19 protein-coding genes and 1 riboswitch are annotated in these 20,925 nt (G+C 72.1%); of the genes, 11 read left to right on the top strand and 8 right to left on the bottom strand.

What is annotated here, in order from left to right; genetic code table 11:
* Window positions 1-5 precede the first annotated feature (5 nt).
* From AB0L91_RS32350 to AB0L91_RS32340, 3 genes are read right to left on the bottom strand one after another with little or no spacing between them, the layout of a single operon-like run.
* Entirely contained in the window at window positions 6-1,022 is a 1,017-nt protein-coding gene (locus AB0L91_RS32350; protein ID WP_365016405.1) for an ABC transporter permease, read from the bottom strand.
* A gap of 2 nt (window positions 1,023-1,024) precedes the next feature.
* Window positions 1,025-2,644, bottom strand: coding sequence for an ABC transporter substrate-binding protein (locus AB0L91_RS32345; RefSeq protein ID WP_365016403.1), 1,620 nt, complete (start codon window positions 2,642-2,644; stop codon window positions 1,025-1,027).
* A complete protein-coding gene (locus tag AB0L91_RS32340) occupies window positions 2,641-3,711 on the bottom strand; it encodes an LLM class flavin-dependent oxidoreductase (protein WP_365016401.1) in 1,071 nt (356 codons plus the stop codon). The genes AB0L91_RS32345 and AB0L91_RS32340 overlap by 4 nt, the downstream gene beginning before the upstream one ends.
* A 27-nt stretch (window positions 3,712-3,738) precedes the next feature.
* Window positions 3,739-3,832: riboswitch (SAM riboswitch) on the bottom strand.
* A gap of 213 nt (window positions 3,833-4,045) precedes the next feature.
* Here AB0L91_RS32340 and AB0L91_RS32335 point away from each other — a divergent pair.
* A complete protein-coding gene (locus tag AB0L91_RS32335; RefSeq protein ID WP_365016399.1) occupies window positions 4,046-4,747 on the top strand; it encodes a hypothetical protein in 702 nt (233 codons plus the stop codon).
* Window positions 4,705-5,325 carry an NAD(P)-binding domain-containing protein gene (locus tag AB0L91_RS32330; protein WP_365016464.1) on the top strand — a complete coding sequence of 207 codons (621 nt, stop codon included), beginning with the start codon at window positions 4,705-4,707 and terminating at the stop codon, window positions 5,323-5,325. The genes AB0L91_RS32335 and AB0L91_RS32330 overlap by 43 nt, the downstream gene beginning before the upstream one ends.
* Window positions 5,326-5,390: 65 nt before the next feature.
* On the opposite strand, the gene AB0L91_RS32325 is transcribed toward AB0L91_RS32330, so the two are convergent.
* From AB0L91_RS32325 to AB0L91_RS32305, 5 genes are all read right to left on the bottom strand, one after another.
* Complete coding sequence (locus AB0L91_RS32325; protein WP_365016397.1) at window positions 5,391-6,563, bottom strand: glycosyltransferase; 1,173 nt, start codon at window positions 6,561-6,563, stop codon at window positions 5,391-5,393.
* A gap of 1 nt (window position 6,564) precedes the next feature.
* A complete protein-coding gene (locus AB0L91_RS32320; RefSeq protein WP_355280191.1) occupies window positions 6,565-7,311 on the bottom strand; it encodes a DUF3153 domain-containing protein in 747 nt (248 codons plus the stop codon).
* Window positions 7,312-7,445: 134 nt separating this feature from the next.
* Window positions 7,446-8,297 carry a carotenoid biosynthesis protein gene (locus AB0L91_RS32315; RefSeq protein ID WP_365016395.1) on the bottom strand — a complete coding sequence of 284 codons (852 nt, stop codon included), beginning with the start codon at window positions 8,295-8,297 and terminating at the stop codon, window positions 7,446-7,448.
* Between the two features lie 67 nt (window positions 8,298-8,364).
* A complete protein-coding gene (locus AB0L91_RS32310; RefSeq protein WP_365016393.1) occupies window positions 8,365-9,942 on the bottom strand; it encodes an NAD(P)/FAD-dependent oxidoreductase in 1,578 nt (525 codons plus the stop codon).
* The gene (locus AB0L91_RS32305) at window positions 9,939-10,565 is read right to left on the bottom strand and encodes an N-acetyltransferase (RefSeq protein WP_355280165.1); all 627 of its coding nucleotides are present in this window, start codon (window positions 10,563-10,565) and stop codon (window positions 9,939-9,941) included. The genes AB0L91_RS32310 and AB0L91_RS32305 overlap by 4 nt, the downstream gene beginning before the upstream one ends.
* A gap of 116 nt (window positions 10,566-10,681) precedes the next feature.
* Between AB0L91_RS32305 and AB0L91_RS32300 the strand changes: the two genes are divergently transcribed.
* The 9 genes from AB0L91_RS32300 to mraY all read left to right on the top strand — a co-directional run bounded on the left by AB0L91_RS32300 (window position 10,682) and on the right by mraY (window position 20,910).
* Complete coding sequence (locus AB0L91_RS32300) at window positions 10,682-11,131, top strand: SAV_6107 family HEPN domain-containing protein (protein WP_355280167.1); 450 nt, start codon at window positions 10,682-10,684, stop codon at window positions 11,129-11,131.
* Between the two features lie 125 nt (window positions 11,132-11,256).
* Window positions 11,257-11,685, top strand: coding sequence for a DUF3040 domain-containing protein (locus AB0L91_RS32295; protein WP_355280169.1), 429 nt, complete (start codon window positions 11,257-11,259; stop codon window positions 11,683-11,685).
* Between the two features lie 410 nt (window positions 11,686-12,095).
* Window positions 12,096-12,527, top strand: a complete 432-nt coding sequence (gene mraZ, locus AB0L91_RS32290; RefSeq protein WP_357349461.1) for a division/cell wall cluster transcriptional repressor MraZ — start codon at window positions 12,096-12,098, stop codon at window positions 12,525-12,527.
* A 219-nt stretch (window positions 12,528-12,746) separates the two neighbouring features.
* The gene (gene rsmH, locus AB0L91_RS32285; protein ID WP_365016391.1) at window positions 12,747-13,745 is read left to right on the top strand and encodes a 16S rRNA (cytosine(1402)-N(4))-methyltransferase RsmH; all 999 of its coding nucleotides are present in this window, start codon (window positions 12,747-12,749) and stop codon (window positions 13,743-13,745) included.
* The gene (locus AB0L91_RS32280) at window positions 13,742-14,764 is read left to right on the top strand and encodes a hypothetical protein (RefSeq protein ID WP_365016389.1); all 1,023 of its coding nucleotides are present in this window, start codon (window positions 13,742-13,744) and stop codon (window positions 14,762-14,764) included. The genes rsmH and AB0L91_RS32280 overlap by 4 nt, the downstream gene beginning before the upstream one ends.
* Complete coding sequence (locus AB0L91_RS32275; protein WP_365016388.1) at window positions 14,761-16,644, top strand: penicillin-binding protein 2; 1,884 nt, start codon at window positions 14,761-14,763, stop codon at window positions 16,642-16,644. The genes AB0L91_RS32280 and AB0L91_RS32275 overlap by 4 nt, the downstream gene beginning before the upstream one ends.
* Window positions 16,645-16,748: 104 nt before the next feature.
* Window positions 16,749-18,341: a UDP-N-acetylmuramoyl-L-alanyl-D-glutamate--2,6-diaminopimelate ligase gene (locus AB0L91_RS32270; protein WP_357349198.1), complete on the top strand. Its 1,593-nt coding sequence runs from the start codon at window positions 16,749-16,751 to the stop codon at window positions 18,339-18,341.
* On the top strand, window positions 18,338-19,837 hold the full coding sequence (gene murF, locus AB0L91_RS32265; RefSeq protein WP_357349196.1) for a UDP-N-acetylmuramoyl-tripeptide--D-alanyl-D-alanine ligase: 1,500 nt from the start codon (window positions 18,338-18,340) through the stop codon (window positions 19,835-19,837). Before AB0L91_RS32270 ends, murF begins: the two co-directional genes overlap by 4 nt.
* Window positions 19,834-20,910, top strand: a complete 1,077-nt coding sequence (mraY, locus tag AB0L91_RS32260) for a phospho-N-acetylmuramoyl-pentapeptide-transferase (RefSeq protein ID WP_218716002.1) — start codon at window positions 19,834-19,836, stop codon at window positions 20,908-20,910. Before murF ends, mraY begins: the two co-directional genes overlap by 4 nt.
* The last annotated feature ends 15 nt before the right edge of the window (window positions 20,911-20,925 follow it).

Below are 20,925 nucleotides of genomic sequence, written 5' to 3'. Positions count from 1 at the left end.
TGGGGTCAGGCACTGTGCGCCGCCTTCGCGGCGACGTCGGCCTTGGTGTCGGGGAGCGCGCCGGAACGCGCCTTGGCGCGCTTGCTCCCGGCGCCGGTGATGCGCGGATCGAGCAGGGGATAGAGCAGATCGACCGTCAGATTCACCACGACGAAGATCAGCGCCGAGAGCAGCACCACGCCCTGCACCACCGGGATGTCCTGGTTGAGCACGGCGGTCTGGGTCAGCCTGCCCACCCCGGCGCGGGCGAACACTGACTCCACCACCACCGAGCCGGCCAGCATGGTGCCGACCAGCACACCGGCGATGGTGAACGCGGGGACGGCGGCGAGCCGGGCGACGTGGCGCCGCTGCACCCACCAGCGCGACGCGCCCTTGGCCAGCGCCACCTCGGTGAACGGCTGACGCCAGGTCTGCTGCAAGCCGGCCGCGAGGACCTGGGCGATCACCGCGCCGATCGGCAGCGCCAGGGTCAGCGCGGGCAGCAGGGTGCCGCGCAGCCCGGTCCCACCGAACGCCGGGAACCAGTGCAGCCGGAAGGAGAACAGCTGCAACAGGATCAGGCCGGTCCAGAACGTCGGCACCGAAACACCCAGTGGCGGCAGCGCGCTCAGCGTGTTGCGCAGCCACGGACGACGGGTGTAGGTGGCGGCGAAGGCCAGCACCACGCCGCCGAGGGTGGCGAACAGCAGGGCCAGCGCCGCCAGGCCGAGGGTGGCGGGCAGCACGTCGAGCAGGGCGTCGGTGACCGGCTGCCCGGTGCTGATGGACCGGCCGAGATCACCGGTCACCGCGTTGCCCAGCGCGGTCACATACTGCTCCCACAGGGGCTTGTCCAGCCCGTAGCGGGCCTGCAGTTCCGCGATCGCCGCCTTGTCGACGGCGCTGCCGGGGCCGCCGCCGTCGGCGGCCATCGACACCGGGTCGGCGGGCAGCAGATACAGCACGACGAAGGAGATGGTGAACGCCGCCCACATCACCCAGATCGCCTGCAGCACGCGCGAACCCACATAGCGGCCCATGACTAGCGCCCGCTCAGCCAGGTGTCGAAGAACTGCAGCCGGGCCGAGGCCTCGAACTTCAGGTCCTGGGTGTTCGCGGCCGCGCCGATCGCCTGCGACAGTTCGACGGTGGGGACGTAGAGGCCGTTGTCGAGGATCTGCTGCTGCGCCGTCTTGATCAGCGCGGCGCGGGCCGCGGGATCGTTGGTGGCGAGCTGCTTGTCCAGGGTCTCGTCCAGTGCCGGGATCGGACCGCGCGCGTTGAGGTTACGGCCGGTGAGCGAGAACGAGGTGCGCAGGATGTCGCCGTCGGCGCGGGTGGAATTGCTGTAGAAGGAGTCGTAGTCCTTGGAGTTCATCTTGGCGGTGCTCTCCGGGCCGGAGACCAGATCGAGCTTCAGCTCCACGCCCACCTGGCGCAGCTGCTGCTGTACCAGCTCGAGAATCGCCTGGTTGCCCGCGAAGACCTGGCTGAAGGTCACCGAGAAGCTCAGGCGCTCACCGTTCTTCGCGCGGATGCCGTCCGCGCCGGGCGTCCAGCCCGCCTGGTCCAGGATCGACTTCGCCTTGGCCGGGTCGTTGGGCAGCGTCGCCGACAGGTCCGCGTAGGCGGGGGTCGCCGAGGCCAGCGACGAGGTCGCGAACTTGAACTGCGGGCCGAGCACGGTGTCGACGAGCTGCTGGCGATCCAGCGCGGGCAGCAGCGCCTGGCGCACCGCCGGGTCGCGCAGCGGTCCGCGATTCACGTTGAGCTGCAAGCCGAACGGCGTGCCGGGGTTCGAGGTGGACAGGATCCGGCCGTCGACGGCCTCGATCTGCGGCGCGTCCTGGGGCAGCGCGTCGCTGATCGCGTCGAGCTGGCCGGAGACCAGACTGCCGGTGCGCACGCCGGACTCGGGGACGACGGTGAATTCGATCCGGTCCAGGTAGGCCTCGCCCTGATGCCCGAACACCGCCGAGCCCCAGCGGTATCCGGCCCGCTTGGCCAGGGTGACCGAGACGTCCTGCTTGTAGGCCGCGTAGGTGAAGGGGCCGCTGCCGATGTTGTCGCCGGCGCACCGGGCCTCGGCCGGTTTGGCATTGGTCGCCTGGCCGAGGATGCCGAGCTGCGGCGTCGAGGACGCCTGCAGGAACTGGGCGTTGGGCCGGCTGAACTCGACCCGGGCGGTGAGCTTGTCGACCGCGGTCGTGCCGACGTAGTTGGTCAGGTAGCTCGCGCCGAGCGGCGCCTTCGCGCCACCCAGCTTGATGATCGCGTCGAAGGTTTCGCGCACCGAATCCGCGGTCAGCGGGGTGCCGTCACTGAAGGTGACGCCGTCGGCGAGCTTGAAGGTGAACACCTTCGCGTCGGGGCTGACCTCCCAGCTCTGGGCCAGCCACGGCGTGATCGCGCCGGTCTCGGGGTCCTGATCGGTGAGCGAGTCGACGATCTGGCGGGCGACATAGATGGTCTGGTTCGACCCGGCCTGGGCCGGATCCGAGCACGACGGCGCCTGGGACAGCCCGTAGCGCAGGGTGCCGCCGGGCTGGGGCGGACCGGCCTGCCCACCCGAGCCGCCGGTGTCGCTGCCGCACGCGACCACGGAGGTGGCGACAGCCAGGACGCCGGCGACGGCGGCGAGACGATGACGGGGACCGATCACGGGGTGACTCCAGAGAATTCGCGGCCTGCGGCCAGGGGACGGCTGGGAATACGGCGGCGCAGTTCGGGCGCCACCTCGGCCTGGAACAGCTCGAGGCTGCCCAGGTAGTCGGGGTCGGTGCGGCCGTCGCGTTCGGCGGAGAGGTGGATCACCTCGTGACCGAACTGCTCGTGATAGCGGCCGACCTTGTCGATCACTTCCTGCGGGCTCCCGACGAGCGCGGAGCTGCGGGCGAGGAAGTCCTCGATCGTGTCGAAAACGACGGGCAGGCCCAGCTTGCGGGCCAGTGCGCGGCGGGCCTCGAACAGCGGCGTGTAGACCGCTCTGGCCTGCTGCGAGGTGGGGGCGACGTGGAAGCCCGCGGTGCCGGCGCCGACGAGCGCGTCGGCGGGGTCGTGGCCGTGCTCGGCCCACTGCTCCCGATAGTGGCGCACCAGTTCGGCGTACGGCTCGATCGGATTGGTGACATTCGCCGAGAACAGCGGATCACCGTGGCGCGCGGCCAGTTCCACCGATTCGCGGCTGGTCGCGCTGCCGTGCCAGATCCGCAGGCGCGGCTGCCACGGGCGCGGCAGCGCCTTCGCCGCGGTCAGCGACGGGCGGAACCGGCCCGACCAGGTCACCTCGTCGCTGGCCCACAGCGCCCGGAACAGTTCGTAGCCTTCGCGATTGCGGTCCCACTGGTCGGCGGTGGTGACCTGGAACAGCTGCGCCTGCGCGGCGCCGTTGCCCTTGCCGATGATCAGTTCCAGGCGGCCGCCCGCCAGGTTGTCCAGCGTCGAGTAGTCCTCGAACGCGCGGACCGGGTCGAGCAGGCTCAGCGTGGTCACGGCGGTGAACAGCGTGATCCGGGAGGTGACGGCGGCCAGGTGGCTCAACAGCACCGGGGGAGCGGCGGAGAGGAACGGGTCCTCGTGGCGCTCGCCGACGGCGAAACCGTCGTAGCCGAGTTCCTCGGCCAGCCGGGCCTGGTCGACCACCTCGCGCAAGCGGTCCCGCGTCTCGGGGACGATGCCGGTGATCGGGTCGGGGACCCGCGTCACCAGCGTGAACAACAGAAACTTCATGCGACAGCAGACCTCGCCACTCGTGCTCCTCCATCGAACCCGGCGGAAGCACCCACACCCGGGAACGGGCGGGTTGCTGCGACGTCGTGGAGCCAGGTCTCTCGGTCGCTCTGGATGGTTGTGACCGGCCACAGGGGCCGGTACCGAATCAGCATGTGGCACTGCCGCGATACTTCACAACGGTAAGGATCAGCGTGAGCGCAGAGCTTGGAACCGGGACGGCGCTGGTGCACACTGTCCGCGACGCGCCGACGAATCGGTGCGCCTCACCTGCGGGGATTCCGCCGGATACCGGCGTAGCGTCGGATGTCTCCGCGTCGATGAGGAGTGCGTCGTGACCGAGCCGCGTCGTTGCACCACCCTGACCACGCTGGCGGCCTGCGCCGCCGCGCTGCTGCTGGCCGCGCCCACCGCGGCGGCCGCGCCCGCGACGGTAACCAGGGATGCGCCCGCCGTGCGGACCGCGGGCCCCGGCGACCTGCTCGGCGCGTACCGGACCGTCGTCGACACACTCGAAGCGCTGGGCATCCAGCCGTTCCTCTACCCGACGGTCGCCGCGAACTGCGGCGGCGACGGCCTCGGCCTCGTGCCCGCCGTGGCGGGCGCGGTGCCCGGACCGTGGCCCGCCAACAGCGTGCAGATCCCCGGCCTCGACCTCACCGCCGTGAAGTCGGGGCAGACGATGTTCACTTTCCTGCCCTACGGCCTGTCGCCGGACACCGCCGCCACCACGACCTCCGGCATGCAGGTGGCCTGGCTCAACATCAGCACCGGCCGCGGCGGGATGGCCTCGATGGGCTCGATCGCCGATGTGGTGCGCGCCCTGGTCCCGCCCGAGGTCCCGGTCGAACTGCGCCCGATCGCCGAAACCGCCATCCGCGACTTCCTCTTCGCCGCCATCCCGGTCGGCGGCGTCCGCGCGGTCCCGGTCGAGACCGGCCGGGGCACCGTGCTGGCCGCCGTCTTCGGCACCACCGACAACGCGGGCCGCTCCTGCTTCTTCTTCCCGACCGTCGGCATCACCGAGGTCCCCTGAGCCGCGTCACCGGTCAGGAACGAAGAAGCGCCGATCGGTGGTGTGCGCCTACCGTTCTCGGCATGGACAGCAGCACTGCGACGATCGCAGTCATCGGAACGGGTCGGGTCGGTACGGCGGTGGGGACGGCGCTCGCCGCGGCGGGACGGCGGGTCGTCTACGGGTCGCGCACGCCGGGTGACGGGCGGGTCGGGGTCGCCGAGGCACTCGCCGAGAGCACGGTCGTGCTGGTCGCGATTCCGGCCGAGGCCGTCGACGGTCTCGCCCGCGAACACGCGGCCGCGCTCGACGGCAAGCTGGTGCTCGACGCCACCAACAGCTTCGGCGCCGGACCGGCCAACGCGGCAGCCACCTTCGCCGAGCACGTGCCGACGGCCCGATACGCGCGGGCGTTCAACAACCTCGGCGCGGAGGCCTTCGCCGACCCGACGTTCGACGGTGCGCCCGCGGACCTGTTCTATTCCTGTACCGCTGCGGACCGCGCGGCGGTCGAGGATCTCGTCGCCGCGGTCGGGCTGCGGCCGGTCTTCGTCGGCGAAGGCAATCACGAGGTCGTCGACGGCGTGATGCGGCTGTAGCTGACCCTGGCGATGGGGCAGGGGAGGGGCCGCGAGTTCGCGTTCCGGATCGTCGACCGCTGAGCTCAGGCCTGCTGTGCGCTGACGGTCTCCGGGGCGACGAGGGGGCGCTGCTTCCAGCGCAGGGTGCCGGTGCGGTGGCGGTAGTGCGAGCGGGTCCACAGCGCGAGGTAGTGCGCGACGCCAAGCGGGTGGGCGATCGCGGAGGTGAGGTCGGTGCGGGTGGGGGCACGGCGGGTCTCGGTGGCACGGGCGGCGAGGCGGCCCGCCACGGCGGCGAGGTAGCCGAGCAGCCCGGCGCGGCGGACCCGGCCGCAGGCACACAGTGCCGCCAGCGGGGGAATCCAGTAGGCCAGGGCCGCCAGGGCGCCCACCGCGGCGCCCGCGTCGACCCGGCCGCCGTAGGCCGACCACAGCCAGCGGGTATAGCCGTCGGTGAGTTCGGCCGCGCCGGTGTACATCCGGGTGCGCGCGCTGGGTCCCGCCGCGACCAGGGCGGTGCGATGCCCGGCCCGGCGCAGCGCCCTGGCCAGGTCGAGATCCTCGGTGGCGCTGGCGGCGACGGCCGCGTGCCCGCCACCGGCACGATAGGCCGCGGCGTCCACGGCGAGGAACTGCCCGCACGCGACCGCGGTCGACGGGCGCAGACTGTGATTGGCCGGACCGACCGGCAGCGTCGAGGCCCACGCCCACGCCAGCAGCGGCTGGACCAGGCGCTCGGTGGTCGAGGCCGACTCCTGCACCGGCCAGGCCGACACCAGACCGGCTCCGCGCCTGCGCAATTCGGTGACCGACGCGGCGACGGCGGACGGGGCGAGCCGGACGTCGGCGTCGACGAAGACCAGGGCCGCCGCGTCGGTGCGGGCGGCGAGCCGGGCGCAGGCGGCGGCCTTGCCGGTCCAGCCGGGCGCCGGGTGGGCGGCCGAGCGCAGCACGGTGAACCGGTCGTCACCGCCGACCGCGGCCAGGGCGGCCTCGTAGGTGCGGTCGGTGGAGGCGTCGTCGAGGATCAGCACGCGCAGCCGGGGGACGCCGGTCTGGGCGCGCAGGTCACCGATGAGTTCGGGCAGCCGCTCGGCTTCGTCGCGGGCGGGCACACAGACCGTCACCGGTTCGATCACGCCCGCCACCCGGCGCGGCAGGCTGCGCAACGTGACCAGGTTGTAGGCGGCGGTGGTCGCGCCCAGCGCGGCGAGACCGGTGCCCGCCCAGGTCAGGTAGCGGCCCGCCGCGCCCATGTCAGCGGCCCAGCCTGCGGCCGGCGATGTCGCGCCAGATCTCCTGCGGAGAGAAACCGCCGCGCGGCGCGTTCGGCGGGCCGGGGTTGCGGTCGCGGAAGGCCAGCCCGGCGATCAGCGCGGCGACGGCGAGGGTGATGCCGCCGACGATGCCCGCCCAGCCCGCGAACGAGCGGGTGTTCGGGTCGGCGTACTTCACCTCGGCGCGCAGGGTCGAGGTCTCGCCGGCGGGCAGCTTCCAGGACACGGTGTTGTCGCCCTCGCGGGTGCCGTTGGTCTTGGCGACGCGGGCCGGGAAGGCGATGGAGAACTGCACGTCCGAGCCCTGTGGCGGCACCGACTCCAGGTCGACGCGGCCCTTGAGGCTCACCAGATCGCCGGTGCGCTGGAACTCGAGGGTGAACATGCCCTGGGTCTGATCCGACAGGCCGCCGAGCTGGCCGACCTCGCCGAAGGTCAGATCGTCGAAGAACACCTGGGTGCCGACGAAGCCGTCCTGGTTGTAGTTCTCGATGCGCACCTTGGCGGCCAGCTGGTCCGGCGCCTTCAGCTGCGGGCCCTTGTCGGTGGGGCCGGTCGGCACCACCGCGGCGACGATGCGCCCCGACACCCGGTCGTTGGACGACACGCCCATCGACACCTGCACGCGCAGGCACCCGGCCAGCGCGGGCACCAGCAGCGCCAGCAGGACGGCGACCGCGGCGACGCGCCGCGCGGGCACGCGACGACGTGGCGACGGAGTGGGCATGTCGGCGACGAGACTCGGCTGCACGGGTGACATCGTGCCAGGCCCGGGCCCGAGAACCCACACGACGGGCCCACCGGGTCGCGCGCATCCGCGCCGAACAGGCATTTCCCGTCGGATTCGGGTACTCCGCCGACTCAGCGCGCGCGGTCGCGGGCCAGGTCCCGCGCACGCAGCAGCAGCGGGACGCCGAGCGGCGCGAGCCCCGCGAGACCCCAGCAGGCGGAGGCGGGTAGGCCGAGGAACACCGCGTGGGCGAGGGCCGAGCCGAGCCAGGTCCAGACGAACACCGCCACCGGCACCGCCACCGACGGGTCGTGCGCGGGCGGCACCCGGCGGTCGAGCACGGTCAGCAGCACCGCCATCAGCGTGGCGACCAGCGCCCAGCCGAGGTAGTTGGTGTACGGGATCTGGGGGAGACCGGGCAGCCCGGCATCGGTGACCGCCCAGGTCCACTGACCGTCGGCCACCATCTGCGGATCGAGGAACAGATCCCAGCCGACCGCGCCGACCACGAAGAGCCCGGCTCGGCCCGCAGCGCCGCGCACGAGCATCCCCGCGACGATCCAGATCGGATAGAGCCCGCCGGTCCAGGCCAGCGGGACCACCAGCGGCACCTCGGCGAGCGCGGGCCCGATCCGGTCGACGGCATAGGCGTAGGCGCCGAACGGGAACCCGGTGGCCGTCCCGACGATCTCGGCGGTGAGCCCGAGCCCGGAGACGATGACGAAGAACCCGGCGGCCCAGCGCCCGCCCCGCGTCGTCGCCGCGTGCGCGAGGGCGGTCGCCGCCGACAGCGCGACGACGACGATCGTGATCCGGTCCCGGATCACGCCCGCGCTCAACGGATACGCGATCTGGACCAGGACCAGCAGGATCGCCGTGGCGGTCGGCAGCGCCCGCGACGGCTCGGCCCGCAACCATCGACCGAACACCGCCGCGCCCTGTCCGAGCCGGTCGACGAGCTGGTGGCCCCGAGTGCCGATCATCGGTGTCGCCTGTCGGTCACGAGGGACGCGCGCGACGGTGCCGAGCCGCGCGCCGCGAGTCCGGCCCTCATCGCCCGCGCGACAGCGAGAACCGGCGGATCCGGCGATCGCCGAGCACGAGCCGCGCCGCGCTGCGCCCACTGGCACCGGACACGCCGCCGCCGGGATGGGTCGACGCGCCCGTCAGATACAGCCCGGGCGCCCCCGGCACCCGCTGCCCCGACAACTCCGGCAGCGGCCGCCACAGCATCATCTGATCCAGCGACATCTCCACGTGCATGACATTGCCGCCGCGCAAACCCATCTCGCGCTCCAGATCGACGGGTGTCTGCACGAACCGCTGCCGCACCGACGACGCGAAGCCGGGCGCGTACCGCTCGACCTCCGCGACGATCCGGTCGGCCTCGTGTTCGGCGTGGTCGGCCCAGTCGCTGCCGTCGGCGAGCGCGTACGGATGCCACTGTGCCCACAGCGACAGCTGGTGCTCGCCGGGCGGCGCGATGGTGGGGTCGAGCGCGCTGAAGCTCATCGCCAGCACCACCGGTCGTGGCGGCAGGTCACCACCGAGCGCTGCACCATGCGCGCGCCGCAGTTGATTCCGGTCCGAAACGAGGAATTGCAGACCACGGGCGGATTCGGCGGCGGAGGCGCCGGGGTACTCGGGGAGCCGGTCGGTGGCCAGGCGCACCACCATGCCGATGCCGGGGCCCACCCGGATGCGGCGCTGCCAGTCGTCCAGGGTGGCCGCGTCGAAGTCGCCCGCGCGCAGCAGCTCCAGGGTCGCCAGGATGTGCGAACCCGCGATCACGGTGTCGGCGCGCAGATTCCGGCCCGCGGCGGTGGTGACCCGCCAGCCGTCGCCGGTGCGGCGCAGGGCGGTGACGGCGTCGCCGGTGTGCAGTTCGCCGCCGTCGGCGCGCAGCCGGGCGATCAGGGCCGCGCTGAGCGCCCCACTTCCCCCCACGGCCCGGCCGGGCGGCAGCGTGTGCATGAGCGCGGCGAAACCGGCCATCGGCGCCGAGCCGGGTTCCGACATCGGCGGGCCCGACTGCGCGCCGAACCAGGCCAGCGACGCCTTGAGGCGTTCGTCGTCGAACCAGTAGTCCAGCAGCGCGTCCCCGGTCTGCAGGAACTCCCGGGACAGTGCGCTGCCGCCCGCGCGCGCGTCCAGCCCCCAGAACGAGCGAACGAGCCTGCCCGGCGTCGGCGGACCGCCGAACGCGCGCATCACCCGCGCGCTGCGCTCGCCCCACACCCCGACGAAGCGGCGGTAGGCGTCGGCGTCGCGCGCGCCGCAGGCCGCGGCGATCGAGGCGCAGGTCTGGTCGAGATCGCGATGGAAGACGATCGGCGGGCGCACGCCGTCCGACGGCGTGAAACCCCAGGGATCGCAGTCGATGTAGCGCAGCCCGAACCGGTCGAGTTCGAGCTCCTCGATGATCCCGGTGTGCCGGATCATGATGTGCGCCGAGGACCCCCGATCCACCAGGTGGCCGGGGAACCGCTCGACCGTCGAGACCGCGCCGCCGGGCACCTCGTCGCGTTCGAGCACCTGCACCCACTGTCCGGCCTTGGCCAGGTAGCAGGCCGCGACCAGCGCGTTGTGCCCGGAACCGACGACGACCGTCGTGCCTGCCGTCCTCACGCGCCGGACGCGGGCAGCGGCAGCCGCCGTCCCAGGATGGCGAACGGCCTGGTGTCGCCCGCGAACACGAAATTGCGGATCACATCGGTGAATCCGGCCCGCCGGTACAGCCGCCAGGCCCGGTTGTCCTCCTCGGGCACCTCGGGCGTCGACAGCAGCACCGCGGCCTCGGTGCGGTCGGCCAGCAGCCGCTCGAGCAGCGTCGAGCCGATGCCGCGGCCCTGCGCGGCCGGATGCACGTGCAACTCGGTGAGTTCGAAGTAGTCGGCGAGCAGTTCGCGGGCCGCGGCCTCTGGCCAGCCGCAGCGGCGCATCCCGGTGTGCACCTGCTGATGCCACCACTGCCGCGGCGCGCCGCTGTAGCCGTAGGCGATCGCGAGGATCGGGGCGGTGCGCAGGTCGACGGCGCCGGAGTCGTCCGGCAGCACGGCGGCCACGGCACGCCAGCCCGCCCGGGTGGTGTGCTCGGTCCACATCGGGGCGCGGTGATGCTCGGTGCCGCGTGGATAGTCCATGGCGGCGACATACACCGACAGGGCGTCGTGCAGGCGCGCGCGCAGGGCGGCGACGCTGAGGTCGACGACGACGGGTGCGGGGGTGTGATTCGGCTTGACGGCTGTCATGGCTCTCGTCGATGGCGCGCTGGCGCGGAAGTTGTCGGTGGGTGTCCCTATATTCAATCTCAATTCAAACGTTCGAATGCTTGTTCGATCTGTGCGAGGGGCGAAAGGGGCAGCAGATGGCTGGTCGCAACGATGGTCGGGAGCACGCGGGGCACGACGGTCGCGCGGGCGGGCTGCTACGTCAGGCCGACGCCCTGCTCACCGATTCGGCCTGGGAACACGACCCGGGTGAGCGGTTCCGCACCGCCTACCTGGCTGCCCTGCGCGGCGCGGGCGCGATGATCGCGCTCACCGGCGCCGATCGGGCGCCCCGGGCGCGCTCGCGCAGCGCCTGGGTGCTGCTGCGGCGCGCGAGTCCCGAGTTCGCGATGTGGGCGGACTACTTCGAGGCGCACTCGCAATTGCGGGCCGATCTGGAGGCCGGGCTGGACCGCGCGGTGACCGACACCCGCGCCGACGAGTTCTGCTCACGGGTGGGCGCATTCCTCTACGACATCGACGATGCGCTGGTCGCCGCCGCCAAGACACGCCCGCAGCCGAGTCGCGACCGGGACATGACCGCTTAGTTATCACCGAGTAGGTGGTACGGCTTCGATCGAACTCGTATCATGGGGAGCAGATAGCCGCCAAGGTCGGCTACCCGTCGCCTACCCGGAGGCGACCAGCCACGCCTAGTGCCGGGGGAGGTACCGTGCCACTCTCCGAGCACGAGCAGCGCATGCTCGAACAAATCGAGAGCGCTCTCTATGCTGAGGATCCGAAGTTCGCCTCGTCCGTCCGCGGCGGACGTCTTCGCTCCACGTCGAGTCGACGCAGACTGCAGGCGGCGGCATTGTTCGCCATCGGCCTGTTCCTGCTCGTCGCCGGCATCGCCGCCCCGTTCAAGCCGGGCGGTTTCCCGATCATCAGCCTCGTCGGATTCATCGCCATGTTCGGTGCCGGCGTGCTGCTCATGATCGGCAACTCGCGCAGGTCCGCTCGGCCGGACTCGACCGAGACCCCCGGCGCGGGCTCCGGCCCCACGGGCGGCTCGACCGGACGCGGCGGTCGTCCGCGCAAGTCCGGCGGCTTCTCCGAGCGGATGGAAGACCGCTTCCGTCGAAGGTTCGAGCAGGAGTAACTCGGCTGTAGCCGAGACATCACGGCATCGAAGGCGGCGCCGCACCCGATCGGGTGCGGCGCCGCCTTCGCCTGTTTTCACGGTGGTGGGGCCGCCCGATCGATGGTCAGGGCGGTTCCCCCACTTTCCCCACCGTTCCCCACCGCGCCCCCACGGCCCGCGCCGCCGCCGGTGGCACCTGCGATGTTTGCTGAACGTTGTCGGAACCACGGGTTGCCGACCCGCGCGGGTTGCCCGAACACGCGATAACACCGAATCTCGGTGATAGCTGGCATGACCTGCGGAATTGTGTTGGCGGGGAGCGAGATCACCCGGGGTTTCGATTGAAAGTGGGGGAAAGTGGGGTAATGTGGGTCGCGCACTACAGGAGAGGCCGTACGGCGAGGTGATCCAGTAGGGAGGTGGCCGAGATGTTCCTCGGTACCTACACCCCCCGCCTGGACGACAAAGGGCGACTGACGTTGCCTGCGAAGTTTCGAGACGAACTGGCGGGAGGGTTGATGGTCACCAAAGGTCAAGACCACAGCCTGGCCGTGTACCCGAGGGACGAGTTCACCGCGCTCGCGCGGCGGGCCGCCGCGGCGTCTCGAAGCAACCCGCAGGCAAGGGCTTTCGTCCGAGCGCTGGCGGCGGGCACCGACGAGCAACGTCCGGATGCACAGGGCCGGATCACGCTGTCGCCGGACCATCGACGCTATGCCGATCTCACGCGAGATTGCGTGGTGATCGGTTCGGTCGACTTCCTCGAGATATGGGACAAGCAGGCGTGGGAGTCCTACCTCGCCGAGCACGAGGAGGACTACGCGCAAGCCAGAGACGAGTCGCTGGGCGGGATCTTCTAGCTCGGAGCACGCGAGTGCTGCGAGGCCTCTGCCCGGGCGCGGACCCTGACGTACTTCCCCGACGCCAGGTGCCGCGCCTCGGTCAGAGACCTCGACGCATTCGCCGGTTCCATCGCAAGGGCGGTGGAACGGCTTCATTCAGACCGCAATCTCATTCGAAAAGCACTGTGTGGCAAGGCGACCCGTCTGCGACGCGAGGCAGTATCCCGGGAGGTCGAGGTGAACCATGACACCGAGAACCCCCGTCATGTGCCGGTCCTGCTCGAACGCGCCGACGACCTGCTCGGCCCCGCGCTGAGCGAACCGGGCGCCGTCTACATCGACGCGACGCTCGGCCTCGGCGGCCATGCCGAACACTTCCTGCGCACCTATCCGAACGCGCACCTGGTCGGGCTCGACCGCGACACCACCGCGCTGAAACTGGCGGGCGAGCGGCTCGCGCCCTACGCCGACCGGATCACGCTGGTGCACACCCGCTACGACGGCATCGCCGACGCGCTGAGTCAGGCGGGCCTGCCCGAGATCGGCGCGGTGTCAGCGATTCTGATGGACCTCGGGGTGTCGTCGATGCAGCTCGACGAGGCCGATCGCGGTTTCGCCTACTCCGTCGACGCACCGCTGGACATGCGGATGGACCCGACCACCGGCCCGACCGCCGCCGACGTGCTCAACACCTACAGTCACGGCGACCTCGCCCGGGTGCTGAAAACCTATGGCGACGAACGGTTCGCGGGCAAGATCGCCTCCGAGGTGCTGCGCAGGCGGGCGGTCAAGCCGTTCACCACCAGCGCCGAGCTGGTCGAGCTGCTCTACGACACCATCCCGGCCGCGGCGCGGCGCACCGGCGGTCATCCGGCCAAGCGCACGTTCCAGGCCCTGCGGGTGGAGGTCAACGGCGAGCTCGACTCGCTGCGCGCGGCGCTGCCCGCGGCGCTCGACTCGCTGCGCGTGGGCGGGCGGATCTGCGTCATGTCGTACCAGTCGCTGGAGGACCGGCTGGTCAAGCAGGAGTTCGCGCCACGGATCGTGTCCAGATCGCCGATGGACCTGCCGGTCGAATTGCCCGGCATGGGACCGGAATTCCGGATGCTGACCCGAGGTGCGGAGAAGGCGACCGAGTCCGAGATCGAGGTCAACCCGCGATCCGCGCCGGTGCGGATGCGCGCGGCCGAACGGATCGCGGAGAGGTCAGGGAGGACACAGGAGGGGACACGATGAGCGTGCGGACGAGCACCGTCGCCGTGCCGGGGCGTGCGGCCCGTCGCGTCGAGGCGGCCGAACGGGTGAAATCCGGTGCCGCGCAGCGGGCCTACGCGCGCAAGCGCACCAGGGAGCAGCTGCTCGACGGGATCGAGCTGCCCGAGCGGGCCTCGACGATGGCCGGGCGGATCCCGTTCGTCACCGCCATCATCGGATTGCTCGGCTGCGGCCTGGCGCTGACCCTCCTGCTGACCACGCGCGCCGCCGAGGACAGCTACCAGCTCGGCGACGCCAGGACGGTCAACCGCAAGCTCGCCGACGAGCGGGCCGCGCTCCAGCGTGAGGTCGCGGCCGCCGACTCCGCGCCCGAATTGGCCGCGCGCGCCAGGGAACTGGGCATGATCCCGGCCAAGGACCCGGCCCGGCTGGTGCTCGGCCCCGGCGGTGAGGTGACCGTCATCGGGACGCCGACGCCCGCGCAGGGCGCGCCGGTGCCGCCGCTGAACGGTCCGCCGACCATCACTCCCAACCCCGCGCCGGGCCATGCCCAGGCGCAGGGTGAGCGGGTGGTTCCGGTGCAGCCGGGCGCCTCGACCACGGGTCCGGCCACGCCGAGCGGTACCCCGGCGAACGTGCTCGCCGCGCCTGCGGCTCAGGGCGCGGCGCCCGCACCGGCGCCCGCCGCGCCGCAGGCCCCGGTGGTCGCGCCGCAGCCCGCCGTCGCTCCGGCGCCTGCGCCGCTGGCCCCGGTCGACGCCGCCCCACCCGCCGACGTACCCGCACCCGCCGAAGGCCAGGCGCCCGCACCCGCCGAGGGACCAGCACCCGCACCCGCCGAGGGCACGGCGCCCGCACCGATCGCTCCGGTCACCGTGCCCGACCGGGTCGACGTCGCCGCCCCCACCGACCAGGGCGAACCGGTCGCACCGGCCGACTCGCCGCCGCCCGCCCCGGGCGTCGCGGCCGGCCTACCCGGCCGGGTCGCGGGGCCGCCGAGCGAGTCACCGCGGATCGTCGCTCCGGAGGGCGGTCGATGAGGCAGAGCGGGCCCGCGTCGCGACAGCGACGCGGGCCGGTCTCGTCGAGGGCCCGCCGATCGGGGTCGCTCTCGCCGGACCGGCCGATCCGGTTGCGCCTCGGCGTCGGCCGGGTCACCCTGCTGGCGACGCTGGCGGTGGTGGCACTGCAGCTGCTCTACATCCAGAGTCTGGCGGCGCCCGCGCTCTCCGCGCAGGCCGCGTCCCAGCGCACCACCAAGGAGACCGAGGCCGCCGTGCGCGGCCCGATCACCGACCGGCACGGCAACCAGCTCGCCTTCACCATCACCGCGAAAGCGCTGACCTTCCAGCCGGTCCGGGTGCGCCAGCAGCTGGCCGACGCCAAGAAGACCAAGCCGAGCGCGCCCGACCCCGAGCAGCGCCTGAAGGACATCGCGAAGTTCGTCCACGAGAAGCTCGGCGCCGCGGCGCCCAAGGAAGAAGAGCTGCTGGACAAGCTGCGCAGCGACAAGACCTTCACCTACCTGGCCCGCAATGTCGATCCGCGGGTGGCCTCGGAGATCCAGGCCAAGTTCCCCGAGGTCGGCGCCGAACGTCAGGACCTGCGCGAATACCCCGGCGGCGCCCTGGCGGCCAATGTGGTGGGCGCGACCGGCTGGGACGGGCACGGCCAGATCGGCCTGGAATCCGCGCTGGACTCGGTGCTCGCCGGCACCGACGGTTCGCGCACCTACGATCGCGGGTCCGACGGCGCGGTGATCCCCGGCAGCTACCGTGACCAGCAGCCCGCGGTGAACGGCTACGGCGTCGAGCTGACCCTCGACGAGGACATGCAGTACTACGTCCAGCAGCAGGTGCAGCAGGCCAAGCAGCTCTCCGGCGCGTCCTCGGCCTCGGCGGTGGTGCTCGACGCCAAGACCGGCCAGGTGCTGGCGATGGCCAACGACAACACCTTCAATCCCGCACTGGGACCGCAGCATTGGGCCTCGGCCGACATGAGCAACCCCTCGGTCGCCGAACCGTTCGAGCCCGGCTCGGTGAACAAGATCGTCACCGCGGCCGCCGCCATCGAGTACGGGCTCACCACGCCCGACGAGGTGCTGCAGGTGCCCGGCTCGATCCGGATGGCGGGGGTCACCGTCAACGACGCGTGGCAGCACGGCACCGCGCCGTACACCACCACCGGCATCTTCGGAAAGTCCTCCAACGTGGGCACGCTCATGCTCGCGCAGCGGGTGGGCGAGGATCGCTTCGCCGACATGGTCGACCGCTTCGGGCTCGGCAAGCGCACCGGGATCGGCCTGCCCGGCGAGAGCCCCGGCCAGGTGCCCGCGCGTGATCAGTGGTCCGGCGGCACCTTCGCGAATCTGCCCATCGGCCAGGGCCTGTCGATGACGACCCTGCAGATGACCGGCATGTACCAGGCCATCGCCAACGACGGACTGCGCATCCCGCCGCGCATCGTCAAGGCCAGGATCGCCCCCGACGGCACCCGCACCGAGGAACTGCAGCCCGACGGCGTGCGGGTGGTGAGCCCGCAGACCGCGAACACGCTGCGCACCGTCTTCCAGGCGACCGTGCAGAAGGACCCGATGGGCTACCAGATGGGCACCGGCGCCCCGGCCGCCATCGAGGGCTATCAGGTGGCGGGCAAGACCGGCACCGCGCAGAAGGTCGACCCGGGCTGCCGGTGCTATTCGTCCTCGTCGTTCTACATCACCTTCGCCGGGATGGCGCCCGCCGACAACCCCCGCTATGTGATCGGCATGATGCTCGACGCGCCGATCCGCAGCTCCGACGGCAGCGGTGGCGGGTCGGCCGCGCCGCTGTTCCACAGCATCGCCTCCTGGGCGTTGCAGCGTGACCGCGTGCCGCCGTCGCCGGAGCCCAAACGGCTGGTGCTGGAGGCCGGGCTCTAACTCCTCCGCCTAGGCACAACCCGCGTTGTCCATCCGACACCGCGCGTCGGTAACCTGACTGCTCGTCTCGCCCACGCGCTCGATCACTCTCAGAGAGGAGCCTTGTGCCCGCGCAGTCCAGCCCGCACGCGCTCCGGCCCACCACGCCGCCGTCGACGTCGCTGCGGGCCCTGCTGGACCTCACCGGCGCCACGGTGGCGACCCCGGTGACCACCGAACCGACCGTCACCGGCATCGAGCAGCGTTCCAACGCGGTGCGCCCCGGTGACCTGTTCGCCGCGCTGCCCGGCGCGAACGCGCACGGCGCGCGCTTCGCCGCCGACGCCATCGACCGCGGCGCGGTGGCCGTGTACACCGACGCCGCAGGCGCCGCCCTGATCGGCGAGGTCGCCGTGCCGGTCCTGGTGCGCGAGCGGCCGCGCGCCGTGCTCGGCGAGCTCTCGGCCGAGATCTACGGCCACCCGAGCGACCGCCTGCGCATCATCGGCATCACCGGCACCTCCGGCAAGACCACCACCTCGTACCTGGTGGAGGCCGGGCTCGCCGCGGCGGGCCTGTCGACCGGGCTGATCGGCACCATCGAGACCCGCATCGGCGGCAGGCGGGTGCCCAGCGCGCTCACCACACCCGAGGCGCCGCAGCTGCACGCGATGTTCGCCGCGATGGTCGAGCAGGGCGTGCAGGCGGTCGTGATGGAGGTCTCCAGCCACGCCCTGGCCCTGGGCCGGGTCGACGGCGTGCGCTTCGCCGTCGGCGCCTTCACGAACCTGTCCCAGGACCACCTCGACTTCCACGCCGACTTCGAGGACTACTTCGCCGCCAAACGCAAGCTCTTCGACGCGGATTCGCCGGTCGCCGCGCGCACCGCGGTGATCTGCGTCGACGACGAGTGGGGCACCCGGCTCGCCGGCGATCTCACCGCGCCGGTCACCGTCTCGACCACCGGCCCGGCCACCTGGCAGGTCACCGGTGACGTCGACGCCACCGGCGGCGAGCAGGAGTTCACCGCGGCGGGCCCGGACGGCGAACTGACCGTGCGGCTGCGGCTGCCCGGCCGCTACAACGTCGCCAACGCCCTGCTGGCCGTCGCGACCTGCGCCGCCGCCGGGGTCGATCCGGCCGTGGCCGCGCCCGCGCTGGCCACCGTCGACGTCCCCGGCCGCATGCAGCGGGTCGAGCGCGGCCAGGACTTCCTCGCCGTCGTCGACTACGCGCACAAGCCCGCCGCGGTCGAATCGGTGGTGGCCACCTTGCGCGGTCACCTCACCGAGGCCGGGCACGGCAGGCTGGCCGTCGTCGTCGGCGCCGGTGGCGACCGCGACGCGGCCAAGCGCCCGCTGATGGGCGCGGCCGCCGCGCGCGGCGCCGACCTGCTGATCGTCACCGACGACAATCCCCGCACCGAGGACCCGGCGGCCATCAGGGCCGCCGTGGTGGCCGGTGCGCACGAACTCCCGGCCACCGACCGCGGCGAGATCCGCGAGATCGGTGACCGCGCGGCGGCCATCGCCGCCGCCCTCGCCTGGGCGCGGTCCGGCGACGTGGTGCTCATCGCGGGCAAGGGCCACGAGGCGGGTCAGGAGATCCAGGGCGTCAAGCATCCCTTCGACGACCGCGAGGTGGTCGCGGCGGCGCTGGAAACCCTGCAGACACGACACAGTCCGCAGACGGACTCGGAGGACTTGACGGTTTCATGATCGAGATGACACTGCGGGAGATCGCGGACGTCGTCGGCGGCGAGCTGCACGACGTACCCGACCCTCAGGCACTGGTGACCGGTTCGGTCGAATTCGATTCGCGCCGAATCGGTTCCGGCGATCTGTTCCTCGCGCTGCCGGGCGCCACCTCCGACGGACACGATTACGCCGCCGCCGCGGTGGCCGCGGGCGCGGTCGCCGTGCTGGCGGCCCGGCCGGTCGGTGTGCCCGCGATCGTCGTGGCGCCGGACCGCGGTTCGGTCCCGGCGACCTCGGTCGCGCTCAGCGCCGACGCCGACGGCTCCGGCGCCGCCGTCCTCGCGGCGCTGGCCGAGCTGGCGCGCGCCAGCACCGAGCGGCTGGCCGCGCGCACCGGGCTGACCGTCGTCGGCGTCACCGGGTCCTCCGGCAAGACCTCGACCAAGGACCTGCTGGCCGCCGTGCTGGCGCCGCTGGGTCCGGTCGTCGCCCCGCCCGGGTCGTTCAACAACGAGCTCGGGCACCCCTGGACCGCGCTGCGCGCCGGCCTCGACACCAAGTTCCTCGCGCTCGAGCTGTCCGCCCGCGGACCCGGTCACATCGCCGCGCTGGCGCGTATCGCCCCGCCGCGCATCGGCGTCGTGCTCAATGTCGGCACCGCGCACCTCGGTGAGTTCGGCAGCCGCGAGGCCATCGCCCAGACCAAGGGTGAGCTGGTCGAGGCGCTGCCCGCCGAGGGACTGGCCGTGCTCAACGCCGACGACCCGAACGTCGCCGCCATGGCCTCGCGGACGAAGGCGCGCGTGGTGAAGGTCGGTCTGGCCGGTGACGCCGACATCCGCGCCACCGACGTGGTCACCGACGAGCAGGCCCGCGCCCGGTTCACCCTGCACGCGCGCGGCGAGTCCGTGCCGGTGCGGCTGGCCGTGCACGGCGAGCACCAGGTCGGCAACGCGCTGGCCGCGGCCGCCGTCGCGCTGGAGTGCGGTGCCGACCTGGCCACCGTCGCGCAGGCGCTGTCGGGCGCCACCGCGGCCTCGGCGCGCCGGATGGACGTGCGCACCACGGCCGAGGGCGTCACTGTCATCAACGACTCCTACAACGCCAACCCGGACTCGGTGAAGGCCGCGCTCAAGGCGCTGGTCACGCTGGCCAAGGCGGGTGAGGAGCCGCGCCGCAGCTGGGCCGTGCTCGGCGAGATGGGCGAGCTCGGCGACACCTCGGTGATCGAGCACGACGCGATCGGCCGCCTCGCGGTCCGCCTCGACGTCGACCGGTTGATCGTGGTGGGCACCGGACGGCCATCCCGGGGAATGCACCAGGGCGCGGTGATGGAAGGCTCATGGGGCGAGGAGTCGATCCTCGTGCCCGATATCGAGGCGGCGATCGCGCTGCTCGACGACGAGATCGCCGCGGGCGATGTGGTACTGGTCAAGGCGTCGAAGGCGGTGGGCCTGTGGGCCGTCGCCGAGCACCTGACCAGGGCAGGGGAAGGTAGCACGGAGGCGGCTCGATGAGGCAGATTCTTTTCGCGGCGGGGATCGCACTGGCGGTGTCGATCCTGTTGACGCCGTTGCTGATCCGGGTCTTCGCCAGACAGGGCTTCGGCCAGGAGATCCGGGTCGACGGCCCGGCCAGCCACCAGGCCAAGCGCGGCACCCCCACCATGGGTGGCGTCGCCATCCTGATCGGCATGTGGGCCGGTTACCTCGGCTCGCACCTGATCGGCATCGGCTACGACGCCGAGGGCCCGACGGCCTCGGGTCTGCTGGTGCTCGGGCTGACCACCGCGCTCGGCGTGGTCGGCTTCCTCGACGACTTCATCAAGCTGCGCAAGCAGCGCAACCTGGGCCTGTCGGCCGCGGGCAAGTACATCGGCCAGATCGGCGCCGCGGTCCTGTTCGCGGTGCTGGTGCTGCAGTTCCGTGGCCAGAACGGGCTCACCCCGGGCAGCAAGCACATCTCCTATGTGCGCGACATCTCGACGGTGTCGATGGGCGCGATCGTGTTCGTCGTCTTCGTCTGCCTGCTGGTGGTGGCCTGGTCCAACGCGGTCAACCTGACCGACGGCCTGGACGGTCTGGCCGCCGGTTCGATGAGCCTGGTGCTCGGCGCGTACGTGATCATCACCTTCTGGCAGTACCGCAACGCGTGCTCCACCAGCCCCGAGGCCGGCTGCTATGACGTGCGCGACCCGCTGGACCTGGCGCTGGTGTGCGCCGCCGCGGCCGCCGCGTGCATCGGCTTCCTGTGGTGGAACGCCGCGCCCGCCAAGATCTTCATGGGCGACACCGGGTCGCTGGCCCTGGGCGGCATGCTGGCCGGGCTGTCGGTCACCACCCGCACCGAGCTGCTGATGGTCGTCATCGGCGCGCTGTTCGTCGCCGAGGCGGCGTCGGTAGTGTTGCAGGTGGCGGTGTATCGCACCACCCGCAACCGCTTGTTCAAGATGGCGCCGTTCCATCACCACTTCGAATTGAGCAAGTGGGCGGAAACCACGGTGATCATCAGGTTCTGGATCCTGGCCGGCATCGCCGCCGCCGTGGGTCTCGGACTGTTCTACAGCGAATACCTTTCGCAGGTCGGGTGAGGACGAACATGGTCG

The sequence above is a fragment of the Nocardia sp. NPDC051833 genome (assembly GCF_040681225.1).
Classification (GTDB): Bacteria; Actinomycetota; Actinomycetes; order Mycobacteriales; family Mycobacteriaceae; genus Nocardia.
Note: the sequence above shows the minus strand (reverse complement) of the source record. Positions and strands in the feature narration are given on the sequence as shown.

Excerpts from the sequence above, each read along its gene's own strand:
- AB0L91_RS32350 (WP_365016405.1), bottom strand. The coding sequence starts at position 1,022 with ATGGGCCGCTATGTGGGTTCGCGCGTGCTGCAGGCGATCTGGGTGATG.
- AB0L91_RS32340 (WP_365016401.1), bottom strand. The coding sequence starts at position 3,711 with ATGAAGTTTCTGTTGTTCACGCTGGTGACGCGGGTCCCCGACCCGATC.
- AB0L91_RS32325 (WP_365016397.1), bottom strand. The coding sequence starts at position 6,563 with ATGGGCGCGGCGGGCCGCTACCTGACCTGGGCGGGCACCGGTCTCGCC.
- AB0L91_RS32320 (WP_355280191.1), bottom strand. The coding sequence starts at position 7,311 with ATGCCCACTCCGTCGCCACGTCGTCGCGTGCCCGCGCGGCGCGTCGCC.
- AB0L91_RS32315 (WP_365016395.1), bottom strand. The coding sequence starts at position 8,297 with ATGATCGGCACTCGGGGCCACCAGCTCGTCGACCGGCTCGGACAGGGC.
- AB0L91_RS32305 (WP_355280165.1), bottom strand. The coding sequence starts at position 10,565 with ATGACAGCCGTCAAGCCGAATCACACCCCCGCACCCGTCGTCGTCGAC.
- AB0L91_RS32300 (WP_355280167.1), top strand. The coding sequence starts at position 10,682 with ATGGCTGGTCGCAACGATGGTCGGGAGCACGCGGGGCACGACGGTCGC.
- mraZ (WP_357349461.1), top strand. The coding sequence starts at position 12,096 with ATGTTCCTCGGTACCTACACCCCCCGCCTGGACGACAAAGGGCGACTG.
- AB0L91_RS32280 (WP_365016389.1), top strand. The coding sequence starts at position 13,742 with ATGAGCGTGCGGACGAGCACCGTCGCCGTGCCGGGGCGTGCGGCCCGT.
- AB0L91_RS32275 (WP_365016388.1), top strand. The coding sequence starts at position 14,761 with ATGAGGCAGAGCGGGCCCGCGTCGCGACAGCGACGCGGGCCGGTCTCG.
- murF (WP_357349196.1), top strand. The coding sequence starts at position 18,338 with ATGATCGAGATGACACTGCGGGAGATCGCGGACGTCGTCGGCGGCGAG.
- mraY (WP_218716002.1), top strand. The coding sequence starts at position 19,834 with ATGAGGCAGATTCTTTTCGCGGCGGGGATCGCACTGGCGGTGTCGATC.